The sequence below is a fragment of the Ruminiclostridium papyrosolvens C7 genome (genome assembly GCF_000421965.1).
Taxonomy (GTDB): Bacteria; Bacillota; Clostridia; order Acetivibrionales; family DSM-1351; genus Ruminiclostridium; species Ruminiclostridium papyrosolvens_A.
The window spans coordinates 1-877 of sequence record NZ_ATAY01000104.1; the positions used below are offsets into that span (position 1 = coordinate 1).

1 protein-coding gene is annotated in these 877 nt (G+C 40.0%); it reads right to left on the reverse strand.

Annotated features, from left to right (window positions below):
* Positions 1 to 877 (reverse strand): condensation domain-containing protein (locus L323_RS40500; protein WP_038276383.1); only part of this gene is annotated, 877 nt, incomplete at both ends.

The window sequence follows — 877 nt, forward strand, 5'->3', positions numbered from 1 at the left end:
TATCATCTCTACACTGCGTTCCGTCATAATCGCCACGAAATCATTTTTCCCTATGCCCATATGACGGAGCCTGCCTGCAAGACAATTTGCCCTTCTGTTTAATTCTTCGTATGTAACCTTTTCTTCTCCGAATATTACCGCCAGATTGTCCGGGGAGCTTTCCACCATCTCCTCAAACAGCTCTGCCATAACCTTATCCTTTGGGAAATCCAGCTCTGTTTTATTGAAGTCATATAGAATGCTCTTCTTTTCATTCTCATCCAAAACTTCAATTGTACCAATGAGCTGTTCAGAGTCTGAGACTATTTCCTTAACAAGGTTGATATAGTGATTTTTCAGAAGCCACGCCGTTTCTTCTGTGTATAAGTCTTCACAATACTCTAAAACAATCTTGTATCCGTCCCGTTGTCTGGTGACAATTACGGCTAAATCAAACCTTGCCGCCCTGTGCCATTCACACTTGTCAAGCTCCTCCATTTCCATTGTGTTAAAGCTTCCGGTACCATGATCATAATTTTGCAAAACGAACATTATATCAAACAAGGGATTTCTTGAGGATTCCCTGTTTACATTCAATGCCTCTATCAGCTTTTCAAACGGGTAGTCCTGATTTTCATATGCATTTAGGCATATTTCTTTTATCTCACTCAGAAACTCAGAATACCTTTTTGTTTTTTCCGGCTTTCCTCGGAATGCCAGTGTATTTACAAACATGCCGGGGATATTTTGAGTGTCTTTGTGAGTTCTTCCCGACATAGGGCTGCCTATGACTATATCCTGCTGCCCGGTATATTTTGACAGTAGGATCATAAGTGCACTCATAAATATCATGTAATCTGTTGTTTCTGTTTTACGTTGGATTTTCTCAATATCTAAA